The organism is Kitasatospora sp. NPDC059088, from assembly GCF_042738155.1.
Taxonomy (GTDB): Bacteria; Actinomycetota; Actinomycetes; order Streptomycetales; family Streptomycetaceae; genus Kitasatospora.
On the sequence record NZ_JBHYGR010000134.1, the window covers coordinates 1 to 26,514 of the forward strand.

The 26,514-nt window shown below is 73.0% G+C and carries 24 protein-coding genes and 2 riboswitches; of the genes, 15 read left to right on the top strand and 9 right to left on the bottom strand.

Annotation, left to right across the window (positions count from 1 at the left end; genetic code table 11):
* Positions 1-133: 133 nt before the first annotated feature.
* The 5 genes from ACFWXO_RS37480 to ACFWXO_RS37500 all read right to left on the bottom strand — a co-directional run bounded on the left by ACFWXO_RS37480 (position 134) and on the right by ACFWXO_RS37500 (position 4,983).
* Positions 134-505, bottom strand: a complete 372-nt coding sequence (locus ACFWXO_RS37480) for a GntR family transcriptional regulator (RefSeq protein ID WP_375893312.1) — start codon at positions 503-505, stop codon at positions 134-136.
* A 144-nt stretch (positions 506-649) separates the two neighbouring features.
* Positions 650-2,308, bottom strand: coding sequence for a cytochrome bc complex cytochrome b subunit (locus ACFWXO_RS37485; protein ID WP_380529837.1), 1,659 nt, complete (start codon positions 2,306-2,308; stop codon positions 650-652).
* Positions 2,305-3,357: a Rieske 2Fe-2S domain-containing protein gene (locus ACFWXO_RS37490; protein WP_375893309.1), complete on the bottom strand. Its 1,053-nt coding sequence runs from the start codon at positions 3,355-3,357 to the stop codon at positions 2,305-2,307. The genes ACFWXO_RS37485 and ACFWXO_RS37490 overlap by 4 nt, the downstream gene beginning before the upstream one ends.
* An 8-nt stretch (positions 3,358-3,365) precedes the next feature.
* Positions 3,366-4,175: a c-type cytochrome gene (locus ACFWXO_RS37495; RefSeq protein ID WP_375893308.1), complete on the bottom strand. Its 810-nt coding sequence runs from the start codon at positions 4,173-4,175 to the stop codon at positions 3,366-3,368.
* 187 nt (positions 4,176-4,362) lie between these two features.
* Complete coding sequence (locus ACFWXO_RS37500; protein WP_375893306.1) at positions 4,363-4,983, bottom strand: heme-copper oxidase subunit III; 621 nt, start codon at positions 4,981-4,983, stop codon at positions 4,363-4,365.
* Between the two features lie 397 nt (positions 4,984-5,380).
* Between ACFWXO_RS37500 and ACFWXO_RS37505 the strand changes: the two genes are divergently transcribed.
* From ACFWXO_RS37505 to ACFWXO_RS37515, 3 genes are all read left to right on the top strand, one after another.
* Positions 5,381-5,806 (top strand): hypothetical protein, encoded by a 426-nt coding sequence (locus ACFWXO_RS37505; protein ID WP_375893304.1) that lies wholly within the window; start codon positions 5,381-5,383, stop codon positions 5,804-5,806.
* Positions 5,807-5,926: 120 nt separating this feature from the next.
* Entirely contained in the window at positions 5,927-7,003 is a 1,077-nt protein-coding gene (trpD, locus tag ACFWXO_RS37510) for an anthranilate phosphoribosyltransferase (protein WP_375893302.1), read from the top strand.
* 143 nt (positions 7,004-7,146) lie between these two features.
* Positions 7,147-7,264: riboswitch (SAM riboswitch) on the top strand.
* 51 nt (positions 7,265-7,315) lie between these two features.
* On the top strand, positions 7,316-8,680 hold the full coding sequence (locus ACFWXO_RS37515) for an aminotransferase class V-fold PLP-dependent enzyme (protein ID WP_380529841.1): 1,365 nt from the start codon (positions 7,316-7,318) through the stop codon (positions 8,678-8,680).
* Between the two features lie 3 nt (positions 8,681-8,683).
* On the opposite strand, the gene ACFWXO_RS37520 is transcribed toward ACFWXO_RS37515, so the two are convergent.
* Both ACFWXO_RS37520 and ACFWXO_RS37525 read right to left on the bottom strand, forming a co-directional pair.
* Positions 8,684-8,965, bottom strand: coding sequence for an Lrp/AsnC ligand binding domain-containing protein (locus ACFWXO_RS37520; protein WP_030240061.1), 282 nt, complete (start codon positions 8,963-8,965; stop codon positions 8,684-8,686).
* Between the two features lie 41 nt (positions 8,966-9,006).
* Positions 9,007-9,789 (bottom strand): rhomboid family intramembrane serine protease, encoded by a 783-nt coding sequence (locus ACFWXO_RS37525; RefSeq protein ID WP_380529843.1) that lies wholly within the window; start codon positions 9,787-9,789, stop codon positions 9,007-9,009.
* 228 nt (positions 9,790-10,017) lie between these two features.
* Here ACFWXO_RS37525 and ACFWXO_RS37530 point away from each other — a divergent pair, with 228 nt between their 5' ends.
* From ACFWXO_RS37530 to ACFWXO_RS37555, 6 genes are all read left to right on the top strand, one after another.
* On the top strand, positions 10,018-10,281 hold the full coding sequence (locus tag ACFWXO_RS37530; protein ID WP_375893296.1) for a hypothetical protein: 264 nt from the start codon (positions 10,018-10,020) through the stop codon (positions 10,279-10,281).
* A 289-nt stretch (positions 10,282-10,570) separates the two neighbouring features.
* On the top strand, positions 10,571-11,872 hold the full coding sequence (locus tag ACFWXO_RS37535) for an NYN domain-containing protein (RefSeq protein ID WP_375893323.1): 1,302 nt from the start codon (positions 10,571-10,573) through the stop codon (positions 11,870-11,872).
* A 221-nt stretch (positions 11,873-12,093) separates the two neighbouring features.
* Positions 12,094-13,128: an NlpC/P60 family protein gene (locus ACFWXO_RS37540; RefSeq protein ID WP_375893294.1), complete on the top strand. Its 1,035-nt coding sequence runs from the start codon at positions 12,094-12,096 to the stop codon at positions 13,126-13,128.
* Positions 13,129-13,467: 339 nt separating this feature from the next.
* Positions 13,468-13,623, top strand: a riboswitch (cyclic di-AMP (ydaO/yuaA leader).
* A gap of 10 nt (positions 13,624-13,633) precedes the next feature.
* Positions 13,634-14,749 (top strand): NlpC/P60 family protein, encoded by a 1,116-nt coding sequence (locus ACFWXO_RS37545; protein WP_380529846.1) that lies wholly within the window; start codon positions 13,634-13,636, stop codon positions 14,747-14,749.
* A 226-nt stretch (positions 14,750-14,975) separates the two neighbouring features.
* Complete coding sequence (locus ACFWXO_RS37550) at positions 14,976-16,022, top strand: NlpC/P60 family protein (protein ID WP_375893290.1); 1,047 nt, start codon at positions 14,976-14,978, stop codon at positions 16,020-16,022.
* Positions 16,023-16,066: 44 nt separating this feature from the next.
* Positions 16,067-17,221 (top strand): hypothetical protein, encoded by a 1,155-nt coding sequence (locus ACFWXO_RS37555; protein WP_380529848.1) that lies wholly within the window; start codon positions 16,067-16,069, stop codon positions 17,219-17,221.
* Between the two features lie 17 nt (positions 17,222-17,238).
* On the opposite strand, the gene ACFWXO_RS37560 is transcribed toward ACFWXO_RS37555, so the two are convergent.
* On the bottom strand, positions 17,239-18,594 hold the full coding sequence (locus ACFWXO_RS37560) for a glycosyltransferase 87 family protein (RefSeq protein ID WP_380529850.1): 1,356 nt from the start codon (positions 18,592-18,594) through the stop codon (positions 17,239-17,241).
* Between the two features lie 212 nt (positions 18,595-18,806).
* Here ACFWXO_RS37560 and ACFWXO_RS37565 point away from each other — a divergent pair, with 212 nt between their 5' ends.
* The gene (locus tag ACFWXO_RS37565; RefSeq protein WP_380529852.1) at positions 18,807-19,943 is read left to right on the top strand and encodes a glycosyltransferase family 4 protein; all 1,137 of its coding nucleotides are present in this window, start codon (positions 18,807-18,809) and stop codon (positions 19,941-19,943) included.
* 118 nt (positions 19,944-20,061) lie between these two features.
* Here ACFWXO_RS37565 and ACFWXO_RS37570 read toward each other — a convergent pair whose 3' ends face one another.
* Positions 20,062-21,855 carry an AMP-dependent synthetase/ligase gene (locus tag ACFWXO_RS37570; protein WP_380529854.1) on the bottom strand — a complete coding sequence of 598 codons (1,794 nt, stop codon included), beginning with the start codon at positions 21,853-21,855 and terminating at the stop codon, positions 20,062-20,064.
* A gap of 383 nt (positions 21,856-22,238) precedes the next feature.
* On the opposite strand from ACFWXO_RS37570, the gene ACFWXO_RS37575 reads away from it, so the two are divergent.
* The 5 genes from ACFWXO_RS37575 to ACFWXO_RS37595 all read left to right on the top strand — a co-directional run bounded on the left by ACFWXO_RS37575 (position 22,239) and on the right by ACFWXO_RS37595 (position 26,381).
* Positions 22,239-22,673, top strand: a complete 435-nt coding sequence (locus ACFWXO_RS37575; protein ID WP_375893282.1) for an SRPBCC family protein — start codon at positions 22,239-22,241, stop codon at positions 22,671-22,673.
* 34 nt (positions 22,674-22,707) lie between these two features.
* Positions 22,708-23,880 carry an ArsA family ATPase gene (locus tag ACFWXO_RS37580; RefSeq protein ID WP_375893280.1) on the top strand — a complete coding sequence of 391 codons (1,173 nt, stop codon included), beginning with the start codon at positions 22,708-22,710 and terminating at the stop codon, positions 23,878-23,880.
* A gap of 95 nt (positions 23,881-23,975) precedes the next feature.
* Complete coding sequence (locus ACFWXO_RS37585; RefSeq protein ID WP_375893278.1) at positions 23,976-24,380, top strand: DUF5304 family protein; 405 nt, start codon at positions 23,976-23,978, stop codon at positions 24,378-24,380.
* 192 nt (positions 24,381-24,572) lie between these two features.
* Positions 24,573-25,514: an ROK family glucokinase gene (locus ACFWXO_RS37590; protein WP_375893276.1), complete on the top strand. Its 942-nt coding sequence runs from the start codon at positions 24,573-24,575 to the stop codon at positions 25,512-25,514.
* Between the two features lie 120 nt (positions 25,515-25,634).
* A complete protein-coding gene (locus ACFWXO_RS37595) occupies positions 25,635-26,381 on the top strand; it encodes an endonuclease/exonuclease/phosphatase family protein (protein WP_380529857.1) in 747 nt (248 codons plus the stop codon).
* The last annotated feature ends 133 nt before the right edge of the window (positions 26,382-26,514 follow it).

Consider the following 26,514-nt stretch of genomic DNA (forward strand, 5'->3'; position numbering starts at 1 on the left):
CGTCCAGTACGAGGCCGACTCGGGCGCACGCCCAGCCGGGCGCCCAACGCCGCGCGCTGATCTGCCAAGATCCGCCGGACAGGCCCTAGGCCCGGTCCGGCCGAGGCCGCCTCCCAGGGCCCGGGCCGGGCCCTCAGGCCTGCGGGTAGGCCAGGCCCAGGGCGGTGACCACGGCGGCCAGGGCCTCCGGGTGGGACAGGCCCAGCCGGCTCGCGCGTTCGGCGTACTCGGCGGCGGCCTCGGCGGCCAGCCGGTGGGCGGCGTCCCCGGTGGCCGCGATCAGGGTGCCGCGCCGGCCGTGGGTCTCCACCACGCCGTCCGCCTCCAGCTCCTTGTAGGCCCGGGCGACCGTTCCGGCGGCCAGCCCCAGCTCCTCGGCGAGGGCCCGTACGGTGGGCAGCCGCAGCCCGGTCGGCAGCGCACCGGAGCGGGCCCGCTCGGCGATCTGGGCGCGGATCTGCTCGTACGGGGGAGTGGCGGCGGCGGGGTCGACGGACAGCTGCACGGGTGGCTCCTGGGGACGCGGCGGATGCGGGGCCGGCAGGGGTACTACTGGCAGAGGGGTACCGGCGGAGGGGCAAAGGCCGAGGGCCGCTGACCAGATGAACTCTGGTCAGCGGCCCTCGGGGTGACGCGGGCGCGTACGGGATCAGTGGTGGCCGTGGCCGCTGGTGATCTCGTGGTGCTCCTCGGCGGTGGGCTTGGGGATCTGGCTGCCCTCGCCGTAGAAGCCGCGGGAGAGCTTGGCCCGGGTGCGGGTGAGCGCGCCGGCCTTGCGGGCCACGCCGTTCTCGTCCGTCTGGGCCGGCAGCTCGACCGGCTGGTTCTGCTCGTGCGCGGTGAGGGTGTGCAGGTCCTTCGCCGGCAGCTGGGCGTGCACCTCGATGAACTCACCGTGCGGCAGGCGCTTGATGACGCCGGTCTCGCGGCCGTGCAGCACCTTCTCCTTGTCGCGGCGCTGGAGGCCGAGGCACCAGCGCTTGGTGACGATGAAGGTGATGACCGGCACCACGAAGAAGCCGGCGCGCACGAAGTAGGTGATCGAGTTGATCGACAGGTGCAGGTGGGTGGCGAACAGGTCGTTGCCACCACCGACCAGCAGCACCAGGTACAGGCTGATCCAGGCGGCACCCAGGGCGGTGCGGACCGGGGCGTTGCGCGGGCGGTCCAGGATGTGGTGCTCGCGCTTGTCGCCGGTGATCCAGCCCTCGATGAACGGGTAGACCGCGATCGCGACCAGGACCAGCGGGAAGATCATCAGCGGGACGAAGACACCCAGGTTCAGGGTGTGGCCCCACAGGCTGATCTCCCAGCCCGGCATGACGCGGATCAGGCCCTCGGAGAAGCCCATGTACCAGTCGGGCTGGGCGTCGGTCGACACCTGGTCCGGACGGTACGGGCCGTACGCCCAGATCGGGTTGATCGTGGCGATCGCCGAGATGGCGGCGATGATGCCGAAGACCAGGAAGAAGAAGCCACCGGCCTTGGCCATGTAGACCGGCATCAGCGGCATGCCGACGACGTTCTTCTCGGTCTTGCCCGGGCCCGCCCACTGGGTGTGCTTGTGGTAGAAGACCAGGATCAGGTGCGCGACCAGCAGGCCGAGCATGATGCCCGGGATCAGCAGGACGTGGATGGTGAAGAACCGCGGCACGATGTCGTGGCCGGGGAACTCGCCCCCGAACAGGAACATCTGGATGTAGGTGCCGACCAGCGGGACCGCGAGGATCGCGCCTTCCATGAAGCGGATACCGGTGCCCGACAGCAGGTCGTCCGGCAGCGAGTAGCCGAAGAAGCCGTCGAACATGCCGAGGACCAGCAGCAGGAAGCCGAAGACCCAGTTGATCTCGCGCGGCTTGCGGAACGCGCCCGTGAAGAACACGCGCATCATGTGCACGAGCATCGCGGCCACGAAGACCAGGGCGGCCCAGTGGTGGATCTGGCGGATCAGCAGACCGCCGCGGATCTCGAAGCTGATGTCCACCGTCGAGGCGTACGCCTCGGACATCCCGATGCCCTTGAGCGGCACGTACGAGCCGTTGTAGACGACCTCGGCCATCGACGGCTTGAAGAACAGCGTCAGGTAGACACCGGTCAGGATGATGATGACGAAGGTGTAGAGGCAGATCTCGCCCAGCATGAAGGACCAGTGGTCCGGGAAGATCTTGCGCAGGTTGGCCTTGGCGAGGGAGTAGATCCCCAGCCGGCCGTCCGTCCAGTCAGCCGCGGACTCCCACTTGTTGGCGGGGTTCGCACGCGTGCTGGAGGGCTTGGCGGCACCGGTCTTGGTGCTGCTCGCGCTACTCATCGAGCACGCTCCCAGAAGCTCGGGCCGACAGGCTTCTCGAAGTCGCCGGTGGCGATCAGGTTGCCCTGCTCGTCAGTGGTGATCTTCAGCTGCGGCAGCGGGTGGCCGGCGGGGCCGAAGATGACGCGCGCGCCGTCCGCCAGGTCGAAGGTCGACTGGTGGCAGGGGCAGAGCGCGTGGTGGGTCTGCTGCTCGTACAGGCTGATCGGGCAGCCGACGTGGGTGCAGATCTTGGAGTAGGCGAGGATGCCCTCGAAGCCCAGCTCCTTGGACTTGTCGTCCTTGATGTCCTCCGGCGCGATGCGCACCAGCATCAGGGCGTCCTTGGCGATGCGCTGCTGGAAGTCCTCGTCGTGGGTGGTGAGCCCCTCCGGCATCGCGAAGGTCAGCGAGCCGATCACGAGGTCCTCGGGCTTCATCGGCTGCATGGTGCTCATGTTGACGAGCTGCACCGGCTTGGCCGGGGTGGCCTCCTTCCAGCCCGTCTCCTGGAGCTTCTTCTCCGGCAGCGGGCCGAGGTCGCGGAGCAGGACCACGCCGGAGAGCGGGACCAGCGCCATCGACCCGATGAGGGTGTTGCGGATCATCTTGCGGCGACCGAAGCCGGACTCGGCGGCACCGGTCTTGAACTGGTCGATGACGTCGTTGCGGACCTCGTCGGAGGCCTCGATCGGGTGACGCTCGGCCGGCAGCTCGACGTCCGACATCAGGGTGCGGGCCCAGTGGACCGCGCCCGCGCCGATCATGAACAGCGCGACGCCCAGGGTCAGGCCGAGCGCGAAGTTCAGCGCGCTGACGTGGCCCAGCGGGAAGATGTAGACGATCTTGTCCGGGTCGATGGCCACGTACGAGGCGATGAAGCCGATCGTCGCGAGCATCGAGACCACGAACATCAGCGAGACCTGGCGCTCGGCCCGCTTGGCGGCCTGCTCGTCGATGTCGGTGCGGCGGGGCTCGTGGGCCGGCAGGCCCGGGTCGGCGAACGGGTTGCCGTGGTCGGCCACCTCGCCGGCGGAGCCGTGCGGCTCCGGGAGCTTCTCTTCTGACATGTCGTGGCTCATGACTTCTTGGCCTTGGTGGTGTGGGCGGCGACCCAGATCGCGACCGCGATGAGCGTGCCGAGGCCGAAGATCCAGCCGAACAGACCCTCGGTCACCGGACCGAGGCTGCCCAGGGTGAGACCGCCGGGGTTGGGCTCATCGTTGGTGGTGTGGCGGACGAAGGCCACGATCTGCTTCTTCTGCTCCTCGGGCATGGTGCTGTCCGGGAACGACGGCATCTGCTGCGGGCCGGTCTGCATGGCCTCGTAGATGTGCTTGGCGTCCACGCCCTCCAGCGACGGGGCGTACTTGCCCTTCGTCAGGGCACCGCCCTGGCCGGCGAAGTTGTGGCACTGGGCGCAGTTGGTGCGGAACAGCTCGCCACCCTTGGAGATGTCGTCCGGGTTGGTCGAGGTGTACTGCTTCGCGTCCGGCGTGATCGGGCCGGGGCCGAGCGACTGGACGAACGCGGCGAGCTGGTCGATCTCGCTCTGGCTGTAGATGGCCTTCTTGCGCGGCACCTGGGCACCGGGCTGCTGGGCCGGCATGCGACCGGTGCCGACCTGGAAGTCGACAGCGGCGGAGCCCACGCCGACCAGGCTCGGACCGTCGCTGCTGCCCTGGCCGTTCAGGCCGTGGCAGGAGGAGCAGCCCACGGCGAAGAGCTTCTTGCCCTCATCGATCGCGAGCGACTGCGCGGCGACGTCGGCCTGCGCCTTGTCGGCGGGCGCGAACGCGGCGTACAGCCCCCCGGTTGCCGCCAGGGCGAGAAGTAGGACGACCAGCGCCGCCAATGGGTGGCGCCGTCGTGCGGAGAGCTTTTTCACGGAATAACCCCGGTGTCAGGATCTGGTCGACTGGTGGGTGCACCCGGCGGCCGGTCTGGCCGGCACGAGGTTGCCTGTCCAAGGCTGCGCGCGCGGTCGGTCGGTGGGAGCGTCGGCACCGGCAGAAGCGGCCCGTCGCCGGTGAGGGCGGGGGCCGCTGCCGGTGGCCAGCGACCTGATCAGCTGGTTACTTGATCAGGTAGATGGTCGCGAACAGGCCGATCCACACGACGTCGACGAAGTGCCAGTAGTAGGACACGACGATCGCGGCGGTGGCCTGCTCGTGCGTGAAGCGCTTGGCTGCGTACGTCCGTCCCAGGACCAGCAGGAAGGCGATCAGACCGCCCGTCACGTGCAGACCGTGGAAGCCGGTGGTCAGGTAGAACACCGTGCCGTACGGGTCGGAGGACAGCGAGAGGCCGTCGTTCTTGACCAGCTCGGTGTACTCGTAGACCTGGCCGCCGATGAAGATCGCGCCCATGAAGAACGTGAGGGCAAACCACCCGCGGAGCTTCTTCACGTCACCGCGCTCGGCGGCGAACACGCCGAGCTGGCAGGTGAGCGAGGAGAGCACCAGGATCGTGGTGTTGATCGAGGAGAACGTCACGTTGAGGGCGTGCGCCTTCTCGGCCCAGAACTCGGCTCCCTTGACGGAGCGGAGCGTGAAGTACATCGCGAAGAGGGCCGCGAAGAACATCAGCTCGGAACTGAGCCAGACGATCGTTCCGACGCTGACCATGTTCGGTCGATTGACCGATCCGTGCGCGTGCCCGGTTTCTGTTGCTGTTGCTGTCGCCACGACGGACATTATGTCGGTCCCTTATTCCGTCTTCACGTCGGGGGGTGTCCCTCGGAGTGTCCGGTGCGTGCGGTATGCCCGCTTGAAGGCCGACGGAGGGTCCGGACGAGGGCTGAGCAGCGGCGTGTCCCTTTTCTGACGGTTCCTCGGAGGGGCCCGCGACCCCGTTGCCCGGCGCGTCGTTGCACGGTCGGCCCAGTGTCCTGCCGTAGGGGGGCGGGGCGCCGCATCCGCCGTCCGGGTGGACCGGGCGGGTCCGGGTGACGGGCCGTCCTCCGAGCGGGTGAGTCACGGGCGCGGCGGCTTGAGGGGGAACGTGCGCGAGGGGGACCGGCGACGGGGGAAACGGGAGTAGCATCCGGATCAGGTGAACGTGGTCCGGATCACACTTGAGGGAGCAGGGTCCATGGCGTACACGACCGACGAGACGCTCACCGTCCTCGTCTACAGCGACGACCGCAACACCCGCGAGCAGGTGCTGACGGCGCTCGGCCGTCGCCCCGCCGAGGATCTTCCGGAGCTGTCCTACCTCGAATGCGCGACCACCCCCGCGGTGATCAAGGCGCTGGAGAAGGGCGGCGTCGACCTGTGCGTGCTGGACGGCGAGGCGGTGCCGGCCGGCGGCCTCGGCCTCGGGCGCCAGCTCAAGGACGAGATCTACGGGTGCCCGCCGGTGCTGGTGCTGATCGGCCGGCCGCAGGACTCCTGGCTCGCCGCCTGGAGCCGGGCCGATGCCGCGATCTCCCACCCGGTCGAGCCGGTGGCGCTGGCCGAGGCGGTCGCCACCCTGCTGCGGGCCCGGCTGGCCAAGCGGGCCCCGGCCACGCGCTGAGCGGTGCCGTCTCAGTCCTGGAGAAGGGGGCGCCGTCGGCACCCCGCCGCTCGATAGGCTGGCTCCATCCGTACGGACGTCCCCCCGGCGCGGGGGAACCGACTACAGCTGGAGTCAGCCATGGTGAACGTGAACCCTGCGAACGGTGGTACCGACCCCGCGCAGGTGGTCCGCACCTGGCCGGACATCCTGGCGGCTCTGTTGAAGGGGGAGGACCTCGACCGCTCGTCCACCGCGTGGGCGATGGACCGGATCATGAGCGGCGAGGCGTCCCCCGTCCAGGTGGCCGGGTTCATGGTGGCGCTGCGGGCCAAGGGCGAGACGGTCGACGAGATCGCCGGCCTGGTGGACGCGATGTACGACCACGCCGAGCCGCTGGACATCCCCGGCCCGGCGGTCGACATCGTCGGCACCGGCGGGGACCGGGCGAAGACCGTCAACATCTCGACCATGTCGGCGATCGTCGCCGCGGCGGCCGGGGCCAAGGTGGTCAAGCACGGCAACCGGGCGGCCTCCTCGTCCAGCGGCTCCTCGGACGTGCTGGAGAAGCTCGGGGTGGCACTCGACCTCTCCTCCCGGCGGGTGGCCCAGGTGGCCGAGGAGGTCGGGCTCACCTTCTGCTTCGCGGCGAAGTTCCACCCCTCGATGCGGCACGCCGCCACCGCGCGGCGCGACCTCGGGGTGCCCACCGCCTTCAACATCCTCGGCCCGCTGACCAACCCGGCGAAGGTCACCTCGCACGCCATCGGCTGCTTCGACACCCGGCTGGCCGGGCTGATCGCCGGGGTGCTCGCCCGGCGCGGGGCGACCGCGCTGGTGTTCCGCGGCGACGACGGGCTGGACGAGCTGACCATCACCACCACCTCGCGGGTCTGGGTGGTGCGCGACGGCGTGGTCACCGAGACCACGTTCGACCCGCGGGACGTCGGCATCGAGCTGGTCGGCATCGAGGCGCTGCGCGGGGCCGACGCCGCGTACAACGCCGAGGTGGCGCGCCGACTGCTGGCCGGGGAGCGCGGGCCGGTGCGGGACGCCGTCCTGCTGAACACGGCGGCGGCGCTGGTCGCGCTGGAGCTGGGCGACGCCCCGCTGGCGGAGCAGCTCGCGGCGGGCATGGTGCGGGCGGCGGAGGCGATCGACTCCGGCCGGGCGCAGGACCTGCTGCGGCGCTGGTCCGAGGCCACCAGCCGGATCTGAGCCGGTAGTTGAGGGCCCGTGTCGATGCGTCGGCACGGGCCCTCCGGCCGCCCGCCCCGAGCCGGAGGGGCGCGCCGAGGAGGCTGTCCGGATGGTGGATGCCTGTTTGACCCTCCGACGTACCCGACCTAGAGTCTTCGCCAGGTCATGAGTGACAGCGCGAAGCCCCAGCTCGCTGTCCGGCAACCCTCCGTCCGTGGCGGGGTGCCCTGGGTGAGGACCGGGTCGCCGGGCAAGCCGTCCGCGCGACAAGCGCGGACACCGGACGATCAGCACTCCCGGGGTCCCTTACCCGTGAAGGAGTGCATCCTCATGTCCCTCTCCCTCGGAACCACCGCCCCGCTCGCCGTCCTCGGCCACGACGTCGAGGTCCCGCTCGTCAGCGGTGAGAAGGTCGGCTACGCGGCTCTCGACTACGCGGCCAGCGCGCCGGCCCTCCAGCGGGTGTGGGACGACGTCGCCGCCTACGCCCCCTACTACGGCAGCGTGCACCGCGGCGCCGGCTACCTCTCCCAGCTGTCCACCGACCTGTTCGAGCAGAGCCGCCGGACCGTCGCCGAGTTCCTCGACCTGCGCGAGGGCGACCAGGTGGTCTTCACCCGCGCCACCACCGACTCGCTCAACCTGCTGGCCGCCGCCGTCCCGGCCGGCACCCGGGTGTTCGCCTTCGAGACCGAGCACCACGCCTCGCTGCTGCCGTGGGCGCACGCCGGGCTGGAGGTCTGCTACCTGCGGGCGCCGCGCTCGCGGGCCGAGGCGGTGGCCGCGCTGGAGGAGGCGCTGGCCGCGGCGCCGGAGGGCCCGAAGCTGCTGTGCGTCACCGGCGCCTCCAACGTGACCGGCGAGCTGTGGCCGGTCGCCGAACTGACCGGGACCGCGCACCGGTACGGCGCCCGGGTGGTGCTGGACGCCGCCCAGCTGGCCCCGCACCACCGGGTCTCGGTGCGCGAACTGGGCGTCGACTGGATCGCCTTCTCCGGCCACAAGCTGTACGCGCCGTTCGGCGCCGGGGTGCTGGCCGGGCGCTCCGACTGGCTGGACGCGGCCGAGCCCTACCTGGCCGGCGGCGGGGCGACCCGGACGGTGGCCCGGGAGCTGGACGGCTCGGTGGCGGTGCAGTGGCACACCGGCCCGGCCCGGCACGAGGCCGGCTCGCCCAACGTCATCGGCGCCTACGCGATCGCCTCGGCCTGTCGGGCGCTCACCGAGGCCGGCTTCGACGTGCTGGAGGCCCGGGAGCGGGAGCTGGTCGAGCGGCTGACGGCGGGGCTGGCGGAGATCCCCGAGGTCCGGGTGCTGAACCTGTTCGGGGCCGGCTCGGCCCGGGTGGGCGTGCTGTCCTTCGTCGTCCAGGGCTGGAACAGCTCGCACTTCTCGGCCGCGCTGTCCGCCGAGTACGGCATCGGCGTGCGCGACGGGCTGTTCTGCGCCCACCCGCTGGTGCGCACCCTGCTCGGGGACGAGGACGTGGCGCCCTCCGAGTGCGGGGCGCCCGAGCCCTCGCTGCCCGGTGAGCGCAGCCTGAACGCGATCCGGGTGAGCTTCGGCGCCGGCACGCCGGACGAGCACGTCGAGCGCTTCCTGGCCGCGGTCCGCGAGCTGGTCTCGGACGGCGCGGCGTGGAACTACCGCAACGAGGGCGGCCGTTGCGTCGCCGACACGCGTCGCGCGAGCTGAGTCCTACTCGTCCAGGCCGAGGGCGAAGGCCGCTTCCAGGTCGTGCTGGGAGTAGGTGCGGAAGGCGATCTGGGTCTCGGTGTGGGCCACGCCCGGGACCTTGTTGAGCCGGCCTGGGATGACCTCGGCCAGGTCGTCGTGGCGGCGCACCCGGACCATCGCCACCAGGTCGTACCCGCCGGTCACCGAGTACACCTCGCTGACGCCCTCGATCGCGGCGATGGCCTCGGCGATCTCAGGGATGCGGTCGACACTGGTCTTGATCAGGACGATGGCGGTGATCACAGTTCGGGCTCCTTGATGGGGTGCGGCCAGCGTATCGGGCCTCAGCCGGGGCGTCTCGGGGGGTGGCCGACCACCGTGCAGGCGTACAGGAAGCCCGCCGAGAAGCCGATCACGTGCACCAGGTAGGCCACTCCGGGCCCGGCCGAGTGCACCGACCACCACTGCAGGGCGAACCAGAGGCCGAGCACCAGCCAGGCCGGGAAGCGCAGCGGGAGGAAGAGGAGCAGCGGGACGAGGGTGGTCACCCGGGCCCGCGGGTGGAAGCGCAGGTAGGCGCCGAGCACGGCGGAGATCGCGCCCGAGGCGCCGATCAGGACCCGGGTGGAGTCGGGCGAGTGCGCCTCGGCGAGCGCGAAGCCGTACGAGGCGGTGCAGCCGGCGGCCAGGTAGAAGAGGAGGTACCTGGCCCGGCCGACCCGGCGTTCGACGGTCGGGCCGAAGACGTGCAGGAAGAGCAGGTTGCCCAGCAGGTGCAGCCAGCCGGCGTGCAGGAAGAGGCCGGTGAGGGCGGACACCGCCGGGTGCTTTCCCGGGGTGGGGGCGGCGGGGCAGCCGGGGACCGGGTCGGGGGCCTCGGCCAGTTGTCCGGCGGTCAGCGGGTGGCCGGTCAGCAGTTCGGCGGGGACGGCGCCCCAGCGCTGCTCGTACCGCTGCTCGGCGCAGATCCGGGCCTGGCCGGTGCCGTACAGGGGGTTGAGGCCGGCGGCCGGGCCGAGCAGGAAGACCAGGGTGTTGACCGCGATCAGGGCGTAGGTGACCGCCGGGGCGGGCAGCGCCGGGCGGCCGTCCCGCGCGTCGGTGTGGTCGGGGGCCGTGAGCGCCATGCGGCCAAGCATCCCTCCGGGCGCGGCAGGTGACACGGCGGTTTACGGCAGGTGGACTACTGGTCCGTCCGGCGGGGCGGGACGGACTCCGGTCATCTCAGCTGACCGGTGGTCCTCGTGGTTGCCCCAGGCAATAGGCTTGGGGCGGGCATTCCCGCCTCCCGCCGCCGACGCCGGGGCTCCGGGGGAGCGCCCGGCCCGCCCAGGGACCAGCCGAGAGGACCCCCGATGACCGTCCCCGCTCCGACCGCCGAGACGCGCTGGCGCTGCACGCTGTGCGGCAACCTCACCCGCTTCGACGTGACCCGCTCCGCGCGGGTCACCGAGTTCCTGCACTTCGACCTGGCCGGCGAATCCCGGGTCGAGGAGACCGAGGTGCACAGCGAGACCGTGGAGTCCGTGCGCTGCCGCTGGTGCAACGCGGTGGACCAGGTCGAGCTGGTGGCCCGTCCGGGTGCCGAGGCCGCGGAGGCCCCCACCACGCAGGGCTGACCCCTCCGGTGCGGTGGGCGGTGCGCGACACCGCCGTCCACCGCACGGGACAATACAGACAAGACGCACGGAGCGTGACGACAGGGGCGGCCGCGGCCGCACCCGCTGGACCAGGATCGGAGCCGAGGACGTGGTGGACGCAGCGAGGGAGCCCGGCGAAGCGCAGGGGCTTCAGCCCGCTGCGCCGGCACCGGAGCCGGCCACCGGGCCGGTCCGGTCCGAGACCGACCTCCCGGGGGACGCCGGCGGGGCCCCGGCCGGCGCGGGTGCCGAGCGGGCGCCCGAGAAGCTGGACCGGCCGCTGCCCGAAGGGGTGCGCCGGCGGGTGGTCGGGCTGGCCTCGGACGCGCTGGGCGGGCTGCCGCCCGGGGAGCTGCCGCAGAGCCTGCGTCAGTACGTCAAGTTCACCCCCGCGCGGCGGGCCAAGTACGCGGCCACCGCGCTGGCGGCGGCGCTGGAGTCCGAGCCGGCCTTCCGGGTGCGGATAGCGGAGCGGCTGCGGCTGGGCCAGCCGGACCTGGTGAAGGCGCTGGAGTCGGGCACCGTCCCCGGCGCCGCCGATCCGATGGACGTCGCGGCCGCCGCCTACCTGGTGCGCTCGCCCGGCTGGAGCCGACTGGTCGCCGAGGCGGGCGAGGAGGCCGAGCGGGCCGGCGCCGAGGACGCGGCGGCGGAGGCCGCCCGGCAGGTGGAGAAGCTCCAGGCCGAGCTGGCCGAGGTGCGGGCCGCGGCGCGGGCGGACCTGGACCGCCAGCGCGCGGAGTTCGAGGGCGTCCGGCGGGAGGCCGAGTCGCTGCGCAAGAAGGTGCGGTCGCTGGAGAGCGACACCCGGCGGGCGCAGGCCGAGACCCGGCGGGTGACCGGGGAGCTGGAGGCGGCGCGGGCGCAGGCCACCGGGGAGCGCAGCGCGGCCGAGTCCGAGGCGCGGCGGCTGCGGCACCGGGTTTCCGAACTGGAGACCGCGGTCGAGCAGGGCCGCCGCTCGGCCCGGGAGGGCCGCAGCGTCGAGGACATGCGGCTGCGGCTGCTGCTGGACACCGTGCTGCAGTCGGCGCAGGGCCTCCAGCGGGAGCTGGCGCTGCCGGTCTCCCAGCTCCGCCCGGCGGACCTGGTGGAGGCGGTGGTGCCGGGGTCGGCCTCGCCGCACGACGTGGCCCGGCGCGGCCTGGCCGAGGACGACCCGGCGCTGCTGGACCAGTTGCTGGCGATCCCCCAGGTGCACCTGGTGGTGGACGGCTACAACGTGACCAAGACCGGGTACCCGGCGCTGCCGCTGGAGCAGCAGCGGATCCGGCTGCTGGGCGGGCTGGCGATGCTGGCCCAGCGCACCCAGGCGGAGGTCACCTGTGTGTTCGACGGGCAGGACCTGGACGTACCGGTCATCATGGCGCCGCCGCGCGGGGTGCGGGTACGGTTCAGCCGGACCGGCGAGACCGCGGACGAGCTGATCCGCCGTCTGGTCCGGGCCGAGCCGCAGGGCCGTCCGGTGGTGGTGGTCTCCACCGACCGGGAGGTCGCGGAGGGCGTGCGGAAGGCGGGTGCGCGCCCGGTGGCCTCGGTGCTGCTGCTGAACCGGTTGGCCCGGCCCTGAGCCGGCCCCGAGCCGGGTCGGAGTCGGGACGGGGGCTGTGACGGCAGGTCAGTGGGGCTTCCGTGCGGGTGTGCGGATCCGGTGAAGTCAGTGGGGGAACCGGAGTTCACGCCTTCGGGGGAGTGGCAAAACGGGTAGATCTTCACTAGGGTCTGGCGTCAAACCTATTTTCCGGAATCTCACCTGATCAGGTGAGTCCGATGGAAGAAGGAGCCGGTCCCTTGGCCTCCCACCGCCGTCCCAAGCAGCCGAGCCGCGCGCGGGTCTCCGTGCTCACCGCTGCTGCTGCGACCGCGGTCGCCCTCTCCGCCCAGGTCGCCGCGCATGCCGCGCCGCAGCCGAACAAGAGTGACGTCAAGGCGCAGATCGACCAGCTCCAGCAGGAGCAGGAGCAGGCGGCCGAGAAGTACAACGGCGCCAAGGAGCGCTCCGACCAGCTCCGCAAGCAGGCCGACCAGCTCCAGGACCAGGTGGCCCGCAGCCAGGACCAGATGAGCCAGCTCCAGGTGGGCCTGGCCCAGGTCGCGGGCGAGCAGTACCGCACCGGCGGCATCGACCCGTCCGTCCAGCTGATGCTCTCCTCCGACCCGTCCGGCTACCTGGACAAGGCGTCGAGCGTCCAGCAGGCCAGCACCACCCAGACCGAGGCGCTCAAGGGCCTGCTCGACCAGCAGCGCCGGCTGGACCAGGAGAAGGCCGAGGCGGCCGCCGTGCTCGCCTCCCTGGACTCCACCACCAAGGACCTCAACCAGGCCAAGGCGGACGTCAACACCAAGTTGAAGACCGCCCAGGACCTGCTGAACTCGCTCAGCGCCGCCGACCGGGCCGCGCTCCGGGCCCAGCAGCAGCAGGACGACCGCGCCTCCCGCGGCGCCGACCGGGTCGACCTCAGCAACCTGCCGCCGGCCAGCGGCTACGCCGCCGTGGCGGTGGCCAAGGCGATGAGCAAGCAGGGTTCGCCGTACGTGTGGGGCGCCACCGGGCCCTCCACCTTCGACTGCTCGGGCCTGATGGTCTGGGCGTACGGCCAGGCCGGCGTCTCGCTGCCGCGCACCTCGCAGGAGCAGGGCCACATCGGGACCGCCGTGACGCTGGCCACCGCCCAGCCGGGTGACCTGGTGATCTACGGCGGCGACATGCACCACGTCGGGATGTACATCGGCAACGGCATGGTGGTCCACGCGCCGCACACCGGTGACGTGGTGAAGGTGATGAAGGCCGACGCGATGTCGATCAACACGATCCGCCGGATCTGACGCTCCGGTACCTCCCCGAGGGGCCGGTTCCGGCCCTGTGATCCGCGCCACCTCCGGTCGGGGGTGGCGCTCCGGGTTTGCGGACCGGGCGGGCCGGAGGGTGAGAGTCGATCAGCTTTGCGTGCGCCGGTGATCACCATCAGTCATTTTCACAAAAGAACATGGGTAATCTTCCGTCTTTTTTCTGACAAGGATTTGAACGGATCACGGTTCAGTTACTAGGGTCGTGCTCCGAACCACCGCACAGTCGATCACCCAGCCTGGGTGGCGGCGGTGGTTACCGCCGAGTTCGCGAAACAGCGGGGCAGGTCGAAGCGACTGCCCGACAGGGGAGCCCAGTAGTCGGGGGCGCTGTGGAGCGGAGCCGGGGAACCACACGTTCCTCCGGGGTGAATCGGCGCCAGGTCGGCCGTAGGTGAGGCCGGTGAGGCGTCGTAGGGCATGCTTCCGGCCCGAACCCGTCAGCTCACCCGGTAGGCGGCGTAGGAAGAAGGAGTCCGCCTTCGTGGCGTCCCATCGTCGTCCCAAGCCCGCCAGCCGTACCCGCGTCTCGATCCTGACCGGTTTCGCCGCCGCCGCCGTCGCGCTCTCCGCGCAGTCCGGCGCGCACGCCGACCCGCAGCCGACCAAGGACCAGGTCAAGGAGCAGGTCGACCAGCTCAACGAGCAGGCCGAGCAGGCGACCGAGAAGTACAACGCCGCGCAGGAGAAGCAGCAGGAGCTGGAGAAGCAGGTCTCCGGCCTCCAGGACCAGGTGGCCCGCCAGCAGGCCCAGGTGACCGACCTCCAGGGCGGCCTGGCCGAGATCGCCGGCGAGCAGTACCGCAACGGGGGCATATCCCCGACGGTCCAGCTGATGTTCTCCTCCAGCCCGGACAACTTCCTCAACCAGGCCGGCGCGCTGAACCAGGCGGGCAGCACCCAGAAGAACCAGCTCAAGCAGCTCCAGGACCAGCAGCGCAAGCTGGACCAGGACCGCACCGAGGCCCAGGGCAAGCTCGGCGAGCTGGAGTCCACGACCCAGCAGCTGAAGGCCTCCAAGGACGAGGTCCAGAACAAGCTCAAGGCCGCCCAGGACCTGCTCAACACGCTGACCGAGCAGGAGCGCCAGGCGATCAAGGCGGCCGAGGACAAGGCCGCCGCCGACGCCAAGGCCAAGGCGGACGCCGCCGCGAAGGCCGCCGCCCCGGACCGCGCCTCGCGCGACAGCAGCCGCAGCGACCTCGGCTCGGGCTCCACCGCCGCGCCGGTCAAGATCGCCCCGGGCAGTTCGCACGGTGCCGCCGCGCTGGCCGCCGCCGCCACCAAGGTCGGCAGCCCGTACGTCTGGGGCGCCACCGGCCCCAGCTCCTTCGACTGCTCCGGCCTGATGGTCTGGGCGTTCAACCAGGCCGGGGTGTCGCTGCCGCGCACCTCGCAGGAGCAGGCCGGCGCCGGCACCCGGATCGGCTCGGACATCTCCCAGGCCCAGCCCGGCGACATGCTGATCTTCTACGGCGACGCCCACCACGTCGGCATCTACGCGGGCAACGGCCAGGTGCTGCACGCTCCCAAGCCGGGTGCGTCGGTGCGCTACGAGGCCGTCTCCAACATGCCGCTGGCCTCCATCGTGCGGGTCTGATCCCCGGCCACGCGTTCACGGGCCCGGTCCTCCGTCACGGAGGGCCGGGCCTGCGGCTTTTCCGGCGGCTCGACCTGGTGTCCGATTAGGGGTCAAATATTCGGGTCGGTAGGGGTTTGGACTCACTTGCCCGGACTCGCTAACGTCTGCCACCGGACTCCCGCTCGACGGCCGCCCACCGGGGCGCGGCCGCGGGGCCGCGCCGCAGGACTGGAGCCGTTGCCGCATGCCCGTGCACCGTCGTTCCCAACTGCTCGCCCGTGCGCTGGTACTGACCGCGGCCGCCACCACGGCCCTGGGCGTGGCGACCGCCGGCAGCGCCCAGGCCGCCCCCGGGGCGCCGGACGCGCCCGACCGCAAGGACGTCAAGGCCCAGGTCGAGCAGCTGTACGACGAGGCCGAACAGGCCTCGGAGAAGTACAACGCCGCGCAGGAGGCGCAGAAGCGGCTTCTGGGCGAGACCACGATCCTCCAGGGCGAGGTCGCCGCCGCCCAGGAGCAGCTCAACGAGCTGCGCGGGGACCTCGCCACGGTCGCCGGGGCCGAGTACCGGGGCGGCGGGATGACCCAGACCGCCCAGCTGATGCTCTCCAGCGACCCGGAGGCCTACCTCACCCGCGCCCGCACCCTCGGCCAGGCCGCCGAGCGCCAGCAGGAGACCCTGCACGAGCTGGTCACCCGTCAGCGCCGGCTCGACCAGCGGCGCACCGAGACCGCCGCCAAGCTCGCCGAACTGGACGAGGCCCGCCGCTCGCTCGCCGAGAACAAGCAGCAGATCCAGCAGCGCCTCGCCAAGGCGCAGAAGCTGCTCAACAGCCTGGGCGCCGTCGAGCGGAACCGGATGGTCGCCCAGGACGCCCGGGAGGCCGAGCAGCGCGCCACCCGCGGTACCGACCGGCTGGACCTCGGCAACGCCCCGGCCGCCTCCGAGCGCGGGGCGGCCGCGCTGGCCGCCGCGGTGCGGATGGTCGGCTCGCCCTACGTCTACGGATCCACCGGGCCGCGTGCCTTCGACTGTTCCGGTCTGATGTACTACAGCTGGCGGCAGGCCGGAGTGACCCTGCCGCGGACCTCGCAGGCCCAGGCGTACGCCGGGCAGCGGATCAGCCTCTCCGAAGCGCGGCCGGGAGACCTGGTGATCTTCTACCGGGACATGCACCACGTCGGGATGTACGCCGGCGGCGGCGTGATGGTGCACGCCCCGTACCCCGGTGCCAAGGTCCGGTACGAGAGCGTCAACGCGATGCCGGTCTCGGGAGTGGTCCGGCTCTGAGCGCGACGCCCTCCGGGCCGGACGGCCCCCACCCGATAGACCCCGTGCGCCGGGTGCTGTCCCGGCGCGGTGCGTTGCTGCTGGCGGCCGGCGGACTGGCCCAGCTGTCGCTGCCCCCGGTGGCCCCGCCGCCGCCGGGCGGGCGGGCCGTCGACCGGCAGGCCGAGGTCGCCGCGCTGCTGGCGGCGCGGGCACGCTCGCTGCCCGCCCGGTCGGGGCTGACCGGGGCCGAGGCGGTGTACCGGAACCTGGTGCTCTCACCGCCCGCCGGGCCGGAGCGGCAGGGCGCGTCCGTCGAGCTGGCGCTGCGGATCGCCGGGTACGACGAGTACCCGGTGGTGTACCCGCGCCGGATCGAGCTGGTCCGGGACCGGGGCGGCTGGCGGGTCGAGCGCGAGGAGGGCGCCGGTGGGCCCCCGGCGCCGTGGGACCTCGGCCCGGTCCGCACCGCCGCCGGAGCCCGCTGCCTGGTGCTCGGCCTGGCCGACGGGCCCGACCCGGCCGGGCTGGTCCCGGTGGGGGACAAGGCGGTGCCGGCCGTCAGCGCGGTCTGGGGCGACGCCTGGCCCGGCCGGCTGCTGCTGGAACTGCCCGCCACCGAGCCGCAGTTCGCCCGGCTGCTGGAGGCCGACCCGGCGGGCTGGACGGGCATGGCGGCGGTCACCGTGGCCGCCCCCGGCGCCCCCCGGCACACCCCGGCGGACCGGGTGGTGATCAACCCCGAGGCCTTCGCGAAGCTCAGCGACTTCGGCCGCCAGGTGGTCGTCACCCACGAGACCACCCACGTTGCGACCCGGGCCGACACCCGGGCCTGGACCCCGCTGTGGCTCTCCGAGGGCGTCGCCGACTGGACGGCCTACCGGGACTCCGGCCGGCGCCCGCAGCAGATCGCCCCCGAGCTGGCCCGGGACGTCGCCGCCGGGAAGCTGCCCGCCGCGCTGCCCGCCGATGCGGACTTCACCGTGGGCGCCGACGGCATCGCCCAGGCCTACGAGCAGTCCTGGCTGGCCTGCGAGCTGATCGCCCGCCGGTACGGGACGCAGCGGCTGGTCGCCTTCTACCGGGCGGTCGGCGCGGCCGACGGGGCGGGCGAGGAGCGGACGCACCGGACGGACCGGCTGCTACGGTCCGAACTGGGCCTCGGACTGGCCGAGTTCACCGGGCTCTGGCGGGCCGAGGTCGAGGCCTTGAAGGGCTAGCGAAGGCCCCCTGCCGCTTACCGCCCGGCCGGGTGGTCGATGCCGTCCAGCAGGTCCTGCTCGTAGGCGATGCCCGGGCGGACCGGGTACCCGGAGGAAGCCGGCAGGGCCGGGGGCTCGGCCAGGACCACGGTGGGCGCCAGGGCCGTCGAGGCGCGAGTGGAGCGCCAGAGCCGGATGCCGGAGAGCACGGCGGCGGTCAGCAGCAGCAGGTTGCGCAGGCCCAGCACGGCGACCGCGAGCGGTTCGCTGTTCAGGACCTGGGTGAACAAGGTCGGGAACTCGAGCAGGGTGAGCGGGCAGGCGAGCAGGATCAGCAGCGCCACCGGCCGCTGGCTGGTGCCGCGCACGGTCAGGCAGACCGCCGCGACGCCGACCAGCCAGACCAGGTACTGCGGGCTGATCACCCGGCTGGTCACCACGAAGATCAGCAGCGCGCAGAGCGCCGCGTCGTACATGGTGGCGGCGTTGCGCCGACGGGCGGTGAAGCGCCACAGCAGCAGCCAGAGGAAGCCCAGCACGGTGCCGGCCATCATCACCTTGCTGATCACGCTGACCCACGGCCCGAGCATCTCGGGGGAGCCGTAGTTCATGGTGACCTTGCCGTCCCAGCCCCCGGCCAGCCGGGCGATGTGCAGCGGCAGCGCGCCCACCGACTCGACCTCGATGCCGCGGGCCCCCTGGAAGGCCAGGAAGCCGAAGGCGCCGTTCATCCCGGCCGCCAGCAGGAAGCCGACCGAGACCGCCGTGGCGGCGGCCAGCGTCCAGGAACGGCGGGTGCGGCGGCCGGACGGGGTGCCGATCAGGCCCAGCAGCGGCCAGATCTTGACGATGCCGCCCAGGCCCAGCAGCAGCCCGCCGATCGCCGGGCGGCGGATCAGCGCCAGCAGGCCGGCCAGGGCGAGCGCGGTGACCAGCAGGTCGAAGCGGTTGTAGATCATCGGGCCGAGCAGCGGTACGGCGACCACCCACAGCCAGGCGCCGGTCAGCGCCCGGCCCCGGCGCAGCCCGGTGCGGATCAGCAGCGCGGCCGCGGCGGCGTCGGCGATCCCGCAGATCACCCAGAACGAGGTCAGGTACGACCAGGGCAGCAGGCCCGGCAGCAGGATCACCAGGGCGGCGCCGGGCGGGTACTGCCAGGTGACGTCGTCGAACGGGAAGGTGCCGGTCTGCAGCACGCCGTACCAGGCGTGGTAGATCATCCAGACGTCGGCGGTGACGTCGCCGCCGGGCGCCTTCAGCACCCCGGTCATCAGCAGCACCAGTACGGTGCGGGTGGCCACCCAGGTCGCCCCGAGGGCGGCGAGCGCCCCGAGCGGGCGGCCGAGGCGGCCGCGCGAAGTACCGGACTCGGTGGCCGGGGCCAACTCCACTGCGCTCCCTCGTTCGTCTCGACGTCCTCACCGGAGGCGTCGTACGGACGGACGCCCGGGCCGCCGCATCCGCGGCCTAGGTACTAGGACTGACCCGGGGGTCAAACGGTTGCCGTGCGCGGTTCCGTTCCCGGCGGGTCATGGTGTTGACCTATCGTACGGATCACCCAGCGGTACACCGAGCACCCCCCGACCGAGCGAGCCGTGGCCTGATGCACAGAACCTTGATCGTCACCAATGACTTCCCGCCCCGCCCGGGAGGCATCCAGGCCTTCGTGCACAACATGGCCGTCCGTCAGCCCGCAGGGAGCGTCGTGGTGTACGCCTCGACCTGGCGGGACGGCACCGAGGTGCGCGCCTTCGACGCCGAGCAGCCGTTCCCGGTGATCCGGGACCGCACGAAGGTGATGGTTCCCACACCCCGGGTCACCCGGCGGGCCGCCGAGATCCTGCGCGCCGAGAAGTGCGACTCGGTCTGGTTCGGGGCGGCCGCCCCGCTGGGCCTGATGGCGCCCGCGCTGCGCCGGGCCGGGGCCGGGCGGCTGCTCGGCATGACCCACGGGCACGAGGCCGCCTGGGCCCAGCTGCCGGGCTCCCGGCAGCTGCTGCGGCGGATCGGCGCGGGCACCGACGTGCTGACCTACCTGGGCGAGTACACCCGCTCGCGGATCGCCGCCGCGGTCGGGCCGCGGGCCGCGGCCCGGATGGTGCAGCTGCCGCCGGGCGTGGACGAGACGACCTTCCACCCCGGTTCCGGGGGCGCCGAGGTGCGCCGGCGGCTGGGGCTGGCGGACCGGCCGGTGGTGGTCTGCGTCTCCCGGCTGGTGCCGCGCAAGGGCCAGGACACCCTGATCGAGGCGATGCCGCTGATCCTGCGCGACGTGCCGGACGCGGTGCTGCTGATCGTCGGCGGCGGGCCGTACCGGGCGGACCTGGAGAAGTCGGTGGATGCCGAGGGGGTCCGGGACTCGGTGCGGTTCACCGGCTCGGTGCCGTGGGCCGAGCTGCCCGCCCACTACGGGGCCGGGGACGTCTTCGCGATGCCGTGCCGGACCCGGCGCGGGGGGCTGGACGTGGAGGGCCTGGGGATCGTCTACCTGGAGGCCTCGGCGACCGGGCTGCCGGTGGTCGCGGGGGACTCCGGCGGGGCGCCGGACGCGGTGCTGGAGGGCGAGACCGGGTACGTGGTGCCGGGCGGCTCGGCCGAGGCCTCGGCCGAGCGGATCGTCCGGCTGCTGCGGGACGAGGAGCTGCGCCGTCGGATGGGCGAGGCCGGCCGGCGCTGGGTGGAGCGCTCCTGGCGCTGGGACCTGCTGGCCGGGCGGCTGACCTCGCTGCTGGCGGGCTGACGCCCGGTACGGCAGTCCGCGGGTACGAAGGTACGAAGGTACGAAGGTACGACGCCGCGAAGGGCCCCGGGGAGTCCCCGGGGCCCTTCGGCGTACCCGTACTGCCGCCGGCGCGGCCCTACTTCCGGTACAGCGCCTCGATCTCGGCGGCGTAGTCCTTGAGCACCACGTTGCGCTTGAGCTTGAGCGAGGGCGTCAGGTGGCCGCTCTCCTCGGAGAACTCGGTGTCCAGCAGGCGGAACTTCTTGACCGCCTCGGCGTGCGAGACGGCCGCGTTGCCGTCGTCCACGGCGGACTGCAGGGCGGCCAGCAGGTCCGGGTCCTCGGCGAGCTCGGCGACCGTGGCGGTGGCGGGCTTGCCGTTGAGCTCCTTCCACTTCGGGAAGAAGTCCGGGTCGACGGTGACCAGGCAGGCGATGAAGGGCTTGCGGTCGCCGACCACCATGACCTCGCCGACCAGGGCGTGGGCCCGGATGCGGTCCTCGATCACGGCCGGGGCGACGTTCTTGCCGCCCGCGGTGACGATGATCTCCTTCTTGCGGCCGGTGATGGTCAGGTAGCCCTCGGAGTCCAGCGCGCCGAGGTCGCCGGTGGCGATCCAGCCGTCCTTGAGGGTGTCGGCGGTGGCCTGGGGGTTGTTCCAGTAGCCGGTGAAGACGTGCGGGCCCTTGAAGTAGACCTCGCCGTCCTCGGCGATCCGGACCGAGGCGCCGGGGACCGGCTGGCCGACCGTACCGATCTTCGGCTTGTCCCACGGGTTGAAGGCGGTGGCCGCGCAGGTCTCGGTCAGGCCGTAGCCCTCCAGGACGGTGAAGCCGATGCCCCGGTAGAAGTGGCCGAGCCGCTCGCCGAGCGGGGCGCCGCCGGAGATCGCGTGGGTGGCCCGGCCGCCGAGGGCGGCCCGCAGCTTGCTGTAGACCAGCTTGTCGAAGACGGCGTGCTTGAGCCGCAGCACCAGGCCGGCGCCGCCGGCGTCCAGCGCCCGGCTGTAGGCGATCGCGGTCTCCGCGGCCTTGTCGAAGATCTTGCCCTTGCCGTCGGCCTGGGCCTTGGCACGGGCGGTGTTGTAGACCTTCTCGAACACCCTGGGCACGCCCAGGATCAGGGTCGGCCGGAACGACGCCAGCTCGGCGGTGACGTCCCTGATGTCCGAGACGTGGCCCAGCTTGATCGGGGCCATCACCGGGGCGATCTCGGCGATCCGGGCGAGCACGTGGGCCAGCGGAAGGAAGAGCAGCACGGAGCTCTCGCCGGTGCGGAACAGCGGGGCCAGACGCTCGACCACGTTGCCGCACTCGGCGAGGAAGTTGCCGTGGGTCAGCTGGCAGCCCTTCGGACGGCCGGTGGTGCCCGAGGTGTAGACGATGGTGGCGATGTCGTCGGGGCCGGCGATCGCCCGGCGCTCCTGGACGGTCGCGTCCGGGACGCCCCGGCCGGCCTCGGCCAGCGCGGCGAGCGCGCCGCCCTCGATCTGCCAGGTGTGCTTCAGCTCCGGCAGCCGGTCGCGGACCTCGGCGACCACCTTGACGTGCTGGTCGGTCTCGGTGACGAGGGCGACGGCGCCGGAGTCGCCGAGGATCCACTCGACCTGCTCGGCCGAGGAGGTCTCGTAGACCGGCACGGTGATCGCGCCGGCCGTCCAGATCGCGAAGTCCAGCAGCGTCCACTCGTACCGGGTGCGGGACATGACGCCCACCCGGTCGCCGGGCTCGATGCCCGCGGCGATCAGGCCCTTCGCGGCGGCGTGCACCTCGGCGAGGAACTGGACCGAGGTCAACTCCTGCCAGCGGCCGTCCACCTTCCGGCTGAGCACCGCGACGTCCGGGTGCTCCTCGGCGTTCCGGTGCACAGGGTCGGCGAGGTTACCGCCGCTCGGTACCTGGTAGAGGGCCGGAAGGCTGAAGTCGAGCAAGACTGCTCCTCGTTCGCGACGCTGCGGGACGGCAGGACGTTACTGCCCGGTAGGCAGCTTCGACCAGGGGGGTCGGCCCCGGTGTTCGAAGTGTCACACCCGGCCGGGTCGGACCAGGCCGTGACCGGGTCGTTCGACTGGCACCCTACGACAGCCCACAGGTGACCGGCCGGTAGCATGCCCTGCCGGCCGTCCCGGTGGCCGTCCCCGGTGGCCGTCCCGCCGACGGGCCCGCCCCGGCCGCCGCCGACGCCCCGCCCGCCTCCGCCGGTGCCCGTGCCGCCGAGGAGATCGCCGGTCGCGATAGCCTGCTCCGGGCGGATCGGGCCGAGCGTGCCCCGACCGGACCGGGCAGGCAGAAGGACGAGGCGGAGGGCCTTTCCATGGCGGAGCACACCAGGTCGAGCATCATCATCGACGCGACCCCGGCCGCGGTCATGGCCGTGATCGCGGACTTCGCCGCCTACCCGGCCTGGACCGGAGAGGTCAAGGAGATCGAGGTCCTGGAGAGCGGAGAGGACGGCCGCGCCGCGCAGGTCCGGCTGCTGCTCGACGCCGGCGCCATCCGCGACGAGCACACCCTCGCCTACACCTGGGACGGCGACCGCGAGGTCGGCTGGACCCTCGTCCGCAGCCAGATGCTCCGCTCGCTGGACGGCTCGTACACCCTCGCCCCGCTGTCCGGCGGCCGCACCGAGGCCACCTACCAGCTCGCCGTGGACGTCAAGATCCCGATGCTCGGCATGATCAAGCGCAAGGCCGAGAAGGTCATCATCGACCGCGCCCTGGCCGGCCTGAAGAAGCGCGTCGAGGGCTGACGGGCCCGGGCACGGCGGAACGGGGGCTGACGGCATGACGGCGACACGCACCATCCTGGTCAGCGGCGACGCGGGCGCGCCCGCGGTGGCCGCCGCCACCGCCCTGCACGCCGCCCGGCGCGGCCACCGCACCTGGCTGCTGGCCGCCGACGACCCGCACCGCGCCCTGGACTCCGCGCTCGGCACCCGGCTGGAGCCGGAACCGCTCCGCTACGCGCCGGGCCTGACGGTCTCCCGGATCGACGAGCAGGCCGCCTTCCGCTACGCCGTCGGCGAGCTCACCGGCCGGCTCAAGCCCGCCCTCGACCTGCTCGGCGCCGAACAGCTCGACCCCGAGGAGCTGACCGCCCTCCCCGGCATCGCCCGGCTCGCCCTGCTGCGCGCGCTGCCCGCCGCCGACCAGGACGTCCTGGTGGTGCTCGCCCCGGCACCCGCCGAGCTGATCGCCACCCTCGCCCTGCCCGAGCAGCTCACCCGCTACCTGGAGCGGCTGGTCCCCGAGCAGCGGCAGGCCGCCCGCGCGCTGCGCCCGCTGCTGGCCGGGCTGGCCGGCGTCCCGATGCCCGCCGAGTGGCTGTACGAGGGGCGCACCAAGGCCGCCGCGGTGCTCGCCGAGTCCCGCGCCGCGATCAGCGACCCGGGCACCAGCGTGCGCCTGGTCGTCTCCGCCGACGGCCACCCGTACGAGCAGCTGGGCCGGGTCCGGGCCGGGCTCGCGCTGTACGGCCACCGGCCGGACGCCGTCGTGGTGCACGGCGCGCTGCCGCCCGCCGCCCTCGCCTCGCCCGACCCCTGGCTGGCCGAGCTGGCCCGCCGCCGCCAGGAGGAGCTGGACCGGCTCGCCGCCGAGACCGACGCCCCGGTGCTGGTCACCGGCCTGGCCGAGGGCACCCTGGAGGCCGTCGCCGACCGGCTGTACGGGGACGGCCCCGGCCCCGAGCGGCTCGAACCGCAGCCCTGGCCGGTCGAGGACCGGCTTGCCGAGGACGGCCTGCTGGTCTGGCACCTCGACCTGCCCGGCGCCGACCGCTCCGGGCTGGACCTGGTCCGCCGGGGCGACGACCTGGTGGTCGGCCTCGGCGCCCACCGCCGGGTGCTCCCGCTGCCCGCCGCGCTGCGCCGCTGCACGGTCGCCGGGGCGGGGCTGCACGAGGGCGTGCTGTCGGTGCGGTTCGCACCCGACCCGTCGCTCTGGCCGCAGGGCTGACGGGCCTTCCGGCCTTTCCTCGCGGCCCGGCCGGTCGGGTAGCGTCGGCCCGAACGGGGCCGCGGGGTGCGGCCACGGCTGAGGAGGCGCCCGCGATGACCAGCACCGACGACCGTACCGAGCCCGGCACGGAGCAGGGGAGCGGGCCGTCCCACCCGTTCGGACCGGAGCTGGGCCCGCTGGTGGACGAGGTGCGCCGGTTCGCCACCGCCGTCGGCGAGAAGGCGCAGGAGACGAGTGCCACCACCCTGATCACCCTCTCCGGGCTGGCCGACCGCCTGCGCACCCAGCAGCCGGAGGTCTACTCCCACCTCGCCGCGGCCGGCTCCGGGCTGGCCGCCGCCGGCGCCGAGCTGCTGGCCGCCTACCGCGCCGCGGTGGCCGGGCACGAGCAGCGCTGGACGGCCGGGGAGGGGGCGCCGGTGGAGAAGATCGACCTCGACGCACCCGGCCGGGCCGAGGGCGCCGACGGGGCTGACGGGCCGTCCGCCAAGCAGTGAATCCGTGAATTCCGCAGCGTGACCAGGCTGCTCTCGTACGTCACGAAGAAGGAAAATCGATACGACTTTTGAAGCATCGTGGCCGGGCTGTCCCAGAATTGTCTTCGGATAATGTATGCGAGGCTGTGTACGGGGGCAGGGTTGGGCGGTACCGTTCCGTCCAGCGGGAACGAGTGAATAGCTGAGGGACACATGGCTCTGACCATCGGCGTCGATGTCGGCGGGACCAAGATCGCGGCAGGCGTGGTCGACGAGGCGGGTGCGATCCTGGCGCGGACCCGGGTGCCCACCCCGGCCGACCCCCAGTGGGCCGTCGACGCCATCGCGCAGGCCGTGCGCGAGCTCAAGGAGCAGCACCCCGGTGTCACCGCCGTCGGCGTCGGAGCCCCCGGCTTCGTCGACAGCAACCGCTCCACGGTGATCTTCGCGCCCAACATCGACTGGGAGAACGAGCCGCTGCGCGGCCGGATCGAGGAACTCACCGGCCTGTCCGCGGTGGTCGAGAACGACGCCAACTGCGCCGCCTGGGCCGAGTTCCGCTTCGGCGCGGCCGCCGAGCACCAGGACATGGTGCTGATCACCGTCGGCACCGGCATCGGTGGCGGCATCGTGCTCGACGGGCGGCTGCACCGCGGCCGCTTCGGCGTGGCCGGCGAGATCGGCCACCTCAACATGGTCCCGGACGGCCTCCAGTGCGGCTGCGGCGGCAAGGGCTGCTGGGAGCAGTACGGCTCCGGGCGCGCGCTGCGCCGCTACGGCCGGGAGAAGGCCGCGGCCGACCCGGTGCGCGGCCAGCGGATGCTGGACCTCAACGACGGCGTCGCCGAGACCATCCGCGGCATCCACATCACCGAGGCGGCCGAGGAGGGCGACCCGCTCGCCCTGGAGTGCTACGCCGAGCTGGCCGACTGGCTGGGCCGCGGCATGGCCGACCTCGCCGCGCTGTTCGACCCGGGCGTGTTCGTCCTCGGCGGCGGCGTCTCCGACTCCGGCCGGCTGCTGCTCGACCCGGTCGCCAAGGCCTTCGAGCACTACCTGACCGGCGGGGTGCACCGCCCCCGCGCCGAGGTCGTGCTGGCCTCCATGGGCTCCGCGGCCGGCATCGTCGGCGCGGCGGACCTCGCCCGCACCTGACCGATCCCCAGCAGTCGTCGTGACCCGCCGGCGGCGGTGCGACCGGGCCCCGACCAATCCCGGACGCGCCGCCGCCGTCGCACTACCGTCCTTCCCAGGACACCGCACCAGGGGAGGACCATGACCGCCGCACCCGTCGAGCCGCCGCCGGGCGGCCCGCGCCGACTGCGCCTGCTCAGCTACAACATCCGTTCGCTGCGCGACGACCGGCGGGCGCTGGCGCGGGTGATCCGGGCCTGCGCGCCCGACCTGGTCTGCGTCCAGGAGTCACCGCGCTACTGGCGCCCGGAGGGCCAGGCCGCCCGGCTGGCCCGGGACACCGGGACGGTCGTCCTGGCCGGGGGCGGCCGCACCGCCGCCGGACCGCTGCTGCTCGGCCGGCCCGGCGCCGTCGAGGTGCTGGGCGTGCACGACCGGCTGCTGCCCAAGACCCGCGGCCTGCACGCGCGCGGCTTCGCCACCGCACTGCTGCGGCTGCCCGGCAGCGCGCCCTTCACCGTCACCAGCTGCCACCTCAGCCTGGACCCGCAGGAGCGGTGCGGGCAGTTCGAGCTGCTCCTCGACCAGCTGGCGATCACCGAACACGGCGTCGTGGCAGGGGACTTCAACGAGCACCCGGACGGGCCGGGCTGGCAGCTGCTGGCCTCCCGGATGTGGGACGGGTACCCGACCGCGCCCTGGGGCGGCGAGTTCACGTCCGTCCCGGAGAACCCCTACCAGCGGATCGACGCCGTCTTCGCCACGCCCGGGATCACCGTCCTCGGCTGCGGGGTGCCGCACGGGCTGCCCGGGGTCACCGGGGCCGACCTGCGGGCCGCGACCGACCACCTGCCGGTGCTGGCCGTGCTGGAGTTCCCGGCGCCCTGAGGCGCGTCCCGAGGACCGGGCCCGGACGAACGGACCGGGCCCGGACGACCGGGTCAGGCCCGGACAGCCGGACCGGGCCAGGGCTAGGGCCTGTCCGGCGGATCTTGCCAGGCGCGCGACGCCGGGCATCCCG